Genomic DNA, 6,000 nt, shown 5'->3' with positions numbered 1-6,000 from the left:
GTGTCGTGGCTGAACGGGTTCCGCCGCCTGCACCGCCGCTACGAACGCAAGGCTGAGCACTTCCTGGCCTTCGCCGGCATCGCCGCCGCCCTGATCTGCCACCGCCGACTCACCAAATGAGACGACGTCTAAGGGGCGGTGAGTCGGCGCAGGATCCCCAACGCGTCAGCGCGGGGGATGTCCCGCTGGGCATGCGGGTGAACCGTGTGACGGACCCCATGTGGATCAGGCGTGGTCACGGAGCACGGCCGCCAGCTCCTCAAGGGAACCGGCCCCTTCTGTTCCCTCGGCCTCAGCTTCGTGGCGAGCTGGTTGAGCCGTGCTTCCTCGATCCGTTCCGCGAGATCGCGCAGGCGCCGGGTCGCTCAGGTCTCGCGCCGCTCAATGCCATGCCGCAGCAGTAGCCGCTCGACGTCCTCCCGGTAGAACCGCAGCCGCCCCGATGGGGTGCGCGTGTACGGGAGCAGCCCGCGCGCGACCCAGTTGGAGACCGTCGACCGTGCCACGCGGAAGATCGCCGCGACCTCGCCGGCGGTGAGGAGGCCGGGGTGTTGCTCCGTCATCGCGCGTTCAGGTCCTCGTTGCACTGGACGATGAGCTCGGCCAGTTCGGTGACGTCGGTGAGGGCGAACCGCGCCGTCCCCGTGAGGGGCATCGTGACGGTGATGACCTGCGGCCTGGCCCACACGGTGATCTCGGCCCGCACCGACAGCACGGCCATTTCCCAGCCTTCGGATCGGTGCAGCGGCCGCAGCCCTCTCGCGGCCAACTCGGCCTCCAGCGCGCGGATCGCCGCCCGGCAACTCGGCAGTGGGCCGCGACGTTGACTGTCAGCCTCACGGCGCGCAGGAAGTGGTCACGCGCTTGCCGACGTCGTCGCTAGGCAGGCGTGCTCTACCCGATCGATGAGGGCGGGCTTCCGGTGACACTGTTCGCATAGGTGAGCGAACCGCTGCGTGAAGTCCTCAGTTTGGTTGGTGCGCTCGGCACGGCCTGCAGGTCCTTGAGGAGTTTGACGGCCGCGTCGTACTCGCTCTGCCTCTTGGTGTCGATCATTGCGTGGACGCGGGTCCACGCGGCCTCCTGGTCGCGGGCCAACTCGTCAAACTGTTTCTCGCGGGCCAGCGCGCCTTCGCGTTCGCGGCGAGCTTTCTCCGCGGCGCGCTCGGCCTCCTCACGGCGCTCACGCTCGTTGCGGATATCGGCGGCGGCGTCCGACAGTTCGACCACCGTGCACTGGCCGTCACTCAGAGTGCTGGGCCCACTGCGCAATCGGCGCATCAGCCCCATCTGGACATGAGCGCCCTGCCCTTCGGCGACTCGCCGCAGGGAAGCGTTCTTGTCACGCGGTGGAAGCCCCTTGATCCGTCGCGTGGGTCGTCTTTCGACTCCATAAGAGGAGGGCTGGCGACAGCCGCGACCGCAAGCAGATCGGCATCAAGGCGCAGAAAGCCTGCCAGGGCGCGCTGTGGTGCGGTGAGCGTCCCCCGGCCCGGCGGGCACCGGCGGCGAGTTCGGCGCCGACCCCGATGATGGCGGCCAGCCTGCATTGGGGTTCCTCGAAGTACCGCGACCCAGGCGGTCGCGGCGGGCTCGACACTGTACCGCTCGGCCATCTCCGGGCTGACGAGCCCGCGGGGCAGGCGGAGCATCACCCCGTGGGCTCCCCAGTTTGTATGTGGAGGTGGGCGTCGTAGTAGTGCCATCAAGGTGCTTGAATCACCGCGAAAGTCGCCCCCGGTGCTATTCGTTGGTGAAGCTGGTGGCAGTGATCGTGGCTTGGATGGACAGAGCGCGGGCCTCGGCCTGCCGCCGCTCGTCCAAGGGACGGTCGGCGGCAAGGAACTCGTCGTACCGGTATTCGCTCATCGTCGTCCAGCGACCCTGTCGAGACCCCGGTCGGATAGTGGCGGGCTCTTCGAGCGCTACGGCTGGTGCGCGCTCCCCGTCTTGGCTGCTCTCGGTACGTCTCTCGGCTCATGACACGACCGAGCAGCGGCCCGATTTGTCGGTATAGGACCGTTCGTGGCTCTGTTGGGCGAAGCAAGCCGTCCCGGCTTTACTTGGCGCCGTTGACGCTCTTGACCGGTTGCGCTATCTCTGGCCGGACGGGGCGGAAAGGGTGTGCGACGGGTGGCCGCTACGAAGATCGATACAGGGGCAGTCCAGGCGGAGTTGCAGGGGATCTCCGCGCTCATGAACGAGATAAATCGGGTGATGGGGCCTGAAACCTGGCAGGGCGGGACGGCTGCCGCGTTCACCACGGATCTCGACGGCCACAGCCGGTCGCTCGGCCGGATGATGGTGGAGATCCTGCGTGAGATCGCCCGCACCAACGAGGTGCCGATGACGCTGACGCCCCCTGACATATCCCGCGTGACGCCCGCGTCGGGCCTTCCCGGGGTGGCGTCGGTCTCGATCTCCCGTATGGAGCGCCTCGAGACTGCACTACGACGAGCGGCCGACGGCCTGCCCAACCGGGGCCGCCGCATCCGCGAACTGCTGGCGAAAGCCGGACCCGGGATAGCCGGCACGTCCCAGTGCGATCGGACCGCCGCGTGGTGCAGCCAGCAGGCAGGCCGGATGCGCACCCGCCTCCGTTACGCGATCGCGGAGAACCGTGGCCGCACCTCATGGAGCATGATAAGCATCCCCGACAAGGAGCGGTTGGGGAGCAAGGAGATGCTCCGCCTCGGCCAGATGCAGGCCGACCTCTACGTCGCCAACATGCGGCAATCCAACGCCGAAGGCACAGAGCTGCTCGCCGACATCGCACGCTCTCTACGAGAGAACCGCAAGGACGCGGGTTACCTCGCGGCCTTCTTCTCCCGAGTCCCACCGGGATCGATCGGCAAGCTGGCTTACCGCCTCCACCGCCGGCATGGCGGCACGGGACTCAGCGCAGCCGACAAGCAGATCGTCGCCGACATGGGCACCGCCCTGGCTGCCGCGTCCAGAAAGAAGGACGCGGAGAAGGCGGTGTCCAACGCGCTCGGCCCCATCGGCTCCGACATGCCCGGACAGGCACTGCTGGTGAAGCTCAGCGCTCCCGAGGTGAAATGGAGCTCCGCCGTCCTGCTCGACATGGCCAAGGCCGCGCTGCGCTGGCGCCAGCGGTACCCGTCGTACGAACTGACCGAGTCCGCCGGCCAGCTGGGGGAACGGCACACCTCTGTGACCAACCAGCCCCACGGCCGATGGTGGGAGGACTGGGGCATTGACGGCAGCGGAGAGAATCCTTTTACCGGCCCTGATGTCAAGCGTCTGCGTGAGTACGACCCGGCACTGAACACCCTGGGGAGGATCGCCCAGCAGCAGGACACCACCGCTGCCCGGGAATTGGCTTCCACCAAGCTGGACAAGGCGTTCACCATCAAAGACGCGGACAAGGCCAAGGCGCTCACCTGGGCCACCCGAGGCAACGGCGATACCTATGCGGCGCTGCTCATCGCCCCGGACTGGATGGACTCCGGCGATGCGGCCGGGAAGGTGGTTCAGTTGGCCACCACTCCGGTGAAAGGTCATGAAGAGCAGGCCGCCGAGAACGCGGCAGAGATCATGAAGACGGTCGCTTGGTGGAACGAGAATGGTCGGCAGAAGGTGGACAAGTTCCTCAACGAGGGACGCCTGCCTAAGAAGGTTCCAATCCTCCACAAGGATCGCGCCCCCGAATGGTTTCCGGACAGTGAGGAATACTCGGCCGAGTATGGGTCGGGTCTGCGCTCCGGCCTTCTTCAGATGACCCGCATGCATATACCCGCCATTGCTGACGCCAATCTCAGCGCGGGCGGAACCGATCTCCCCGAGAAGGATCCTGTCACCGGGTCCTTCTACGTTGACGTCGGTGGCCAGACCGTTCAGTCCTACCTGCGCACTCTCGCCGCCGACGACAGGATTTGGGCTCAGTTGGCGGCAGACACGCGCCAGTACCATATGAGGCTCTATGCCTGGGGGCTTCGGAGCGGCCTGATCGGCGATGCCGCCGCGCGCGCGGGCTACTTGGAAGGCAATCTCATCGCGGCCTACGCCAAGGAGCGCCTCGAACGGGAACAGGTCGTCCAGAAGCAGTACGAGGAGGCCCAAAAGACGCTCGGCGTGTTCCGTGACGTGGCCGTTGCGTTCATCGGGGTCACGCCGGCCGGTGACGTCGGAGCGGCCGATGCTCTGGAGATCGCGAGCAACCCCGTCTTGAGCAAGGTCAAGTATGCGGACTTCGACAAGAAGGTCGCGGAGATCAAGGCCAAAGGGGCCGATTATTCAGATCAACTGTACTTCGAGCTCGCTCGCGCTTATGGAAGTAGCACGGGTAAAATGGATATCGACTCTGCCCTGCGCAATCCGAAGCTCATGCCCGAGGAACGGGAGCGAATCGAAAAGGAGGTAATTAAATGGGCGAAAAATCACGTGTTCTTCGAATCTTCGGACGGCACGTCGAAGACTGGCCGCGACATCATTGCCGATATTCAAAAGAATGCCGACCACAATCACTCGCCTTCATGATGCTGCGCCTGTCATCGTGGGTACGGTGAGCCGGAGAGGCGTGGGGGAAGGGTGAATGAATAAACTTTCCCACAATCCTTGTCGGAGATGACGTAGGTGCCATCGGTTCTCTTGGCCAGCCCACCCGGATTCGCGGAGGCGACGACGGCCAGGGAGCCATCGAACTCATCGCACCACCTTGGTCCGCCGAAGGACAGCAATTCCAAGCTGCCGTCCGGCCTCACGAGAGTCGGTCTGGGAGTGCGCTGTGTCTCCGTCGTGCCACCCAGTAGCAGTATCGAACCGTCATCCAGGCTGAGGGCAGCTGACCAGGGTGGCCTGCCACCATCTGACGTCGGGAATCTGATCGCTTTCGAATGTCCGCTGTCATCGACGCGTACGAGCCCGTTGCGTCCCAGGACGATGACCCCTCGCCGTTCGGCGGGGGCCAGGCTCATGAGTCGGAATTCCTTCCCCTCGGTTGTCTGGCGGAGGGCTTCGGCATAGCCATCTGGTATCCACTCGCGCAGTTCTCGAGTTTTCGATAGCTCGAAAATTCGTCCAGCCCGGGAGGCGATCACTGGGATGCCGTCGCCTCTTATCGTGAAGCTTGACCCGGAAAGGTCAGCTTCTAGTCGGCTGCGTTCGGGATCCGATAGAGGGTCTCCGCTGGGGTTGGTGATCTGAATTCGTTCGGGAATACGGGAGAGATCAAGATCGAACGTAGTCTGCAAGGTCGACAGGGAAATGCTGGTCAGATGTGGTCGGCCCTGTGAGGACAGCACCCACAGCTCATTGCCGCTTATACCTAGTTGGTCGGCGTGATTCTGGGATCGGATCAGCGTGAGACGGCCGTCCCGTTCGATCCTCGCGATGCTGCGACCTTCGCTTCCGGCGGTCGGGAAGTAAACGGCGCCGCTGCGTGGATCTACGGCCAGTCCACCATCGGAATAGGCGCTGGCGCGAAGCGCATACTCGCCGTCGCGAGGTGGCCGGTCGAGTCCCGGGTCGCCGGCGATGATGACGGCCTGGCCGGGGCGGGTGGGGCGGGGGGTGGGGTTGAACGACGGTTCGTCCTGGGCCTGAGAGCAGGCGCTCAAGATCATGATGGCGGCGGCGGTGGTGATGAACCTGTTGCGTCGCACAGGGTCGATGATGGCACCAACCCGACTACCGCTGGGAACGAAGTCGGGATGTCTGTCCGGGGACGTCGCGCACAACCGCACGATCGCGCATTGACTTGTGATGTGCTGGGCCGATTCCTGCCCGGTCGTGCGTTATTTCGAGCGCCGGTGGCTGCGCGGCGCCCCGCCGGGATGGGGCATCTGTTCCGGCCCCCCGGGTCAGGCGGAGTGCAACCGGCAGCTGCGATGCGGGGCCCGTCCTGTTCGCAGCGGCGGCGTGGCTGGTGCGCCAGGTTCCTTCGTGGCACGACCAGTGGTGGACGGTGCCCGCTGCGCTGCGGCGCCTTGGGCGCCACCTGCTGGGGTGCCGAGCTGATTCTGATCACCGCGAGCGCCA

6 protein-coding genes and 1 pseudogene are annotated in these 6,000 nt (G+C 65.4%); 2 read left to right on the top strand and 5 right to left on the bottom strand.

Features of this window, described 5'->3' with window-relative positions; genetic code table 11:
• Positions 1-120, top strand: a pseudogene (locus ABZ801_RS10915) (IS5/IS1182 family transposase); the annotation flags it as partial.
• Positions 121-365: 245 nt separating this feature from the next.
• On the opposite strand, the gene ABZ801_RS10910 reads toward ABZ801_RS10915, so the two are convergent.
• The 4 genes from ABZ801_RS10910 to ABZ801_RS10895 form a co-directional block, all read right to left on the bottom strand.
• Positions 366-563: a helix-turn-helix domain-containing protein gene (locus ABZ801_RS10910; protein ID WP_360695646.1), complete on the bottom strand. Its 198-nt coding sequence runs from the start codon at positions 561-563 to the stop codon at positions 366-368.
• A complete protein-coding gene (locus ABZ801_RS10905) occupies positions 560-721 on the bottom strand; it encodes a hypothetical protein (RefSeq protein ID WP_360695643.1) in 162 nt (53 codons plus the stop codon). The genes ABZ801_RS10910 and ABZ801_RS10905 overlap by 4 nt, the downstream gene beginning before the upstream one ends.
• Before the next feature lie 173 nt (positions 722-894).
• Positions 895-1,290: a hypothetical protein gene (locus tag ABZ801_RS10900; protein WP_360695640.1), complete on the bottom strand. Its 396-nt coding sequence runs from the start codon at positions 1,288-1,290 to the stop codon at positions 895-897.
• A gap of 453 nt (positions 1,291-1,743) precedes the next feature.
• Positions 1,744-1,869, bottom strand: coding sequence for a hypothetical protein (locus ABZ801_RS10895; protein ID WP_360695637.1), 126 nt, complete (start codon positions 1,867-1,869; stop codon positions 1,744-1,746).
• A 264-nt stretch (positions 1,870-2,133) separates the two neighbouring features.
• Between ABZ801_RS10895 and ABZ801_RS10890 the strand changes: the two genes are divergently transcribed.
• Positions 2,134-4,500, top strand: coding sequence for a hypothetical protein (locus ABZ801_RS10890; RefSeq protein WP_360695634.1), 2,367 nt, complete (start codon positions 2,134-2,136; stop codon positions 4,498-4,500).
• 11 nt (positions 4,501-4,511) lie between these two features.
• Here the strand turns inward: ABZ801_RS10890 and ABZ801_RS10885 are convergent, their stop codons facing one another.
• Positions 4,512-5,624, bottom strand: coding sequence for a hypothetical protein (locus ABZ801_RS10885; RefSeq protein WP_360695631.1), 1,113 nt, complete (start codon positions 5,622-5,624; stop codon positions 4,512-4,514).
• Between the last annotated feature and the right edge of the window lie 376 nt (positions 5,625-6,000).

Origin of the sequence: Actinomadura sp. NPDC047616, from assembly GCF_040642915.1 — a bacterium.
Lineage (GTDB): Bacteria > Actinomycetota > Actinomycetes > Streptosporangiales > Streptosporangiaceae > Spirillospora > Spirillospora miaoliensis.
This window is presented reverse-complemented; position numbering and strand designations above follow the sequence as displayed.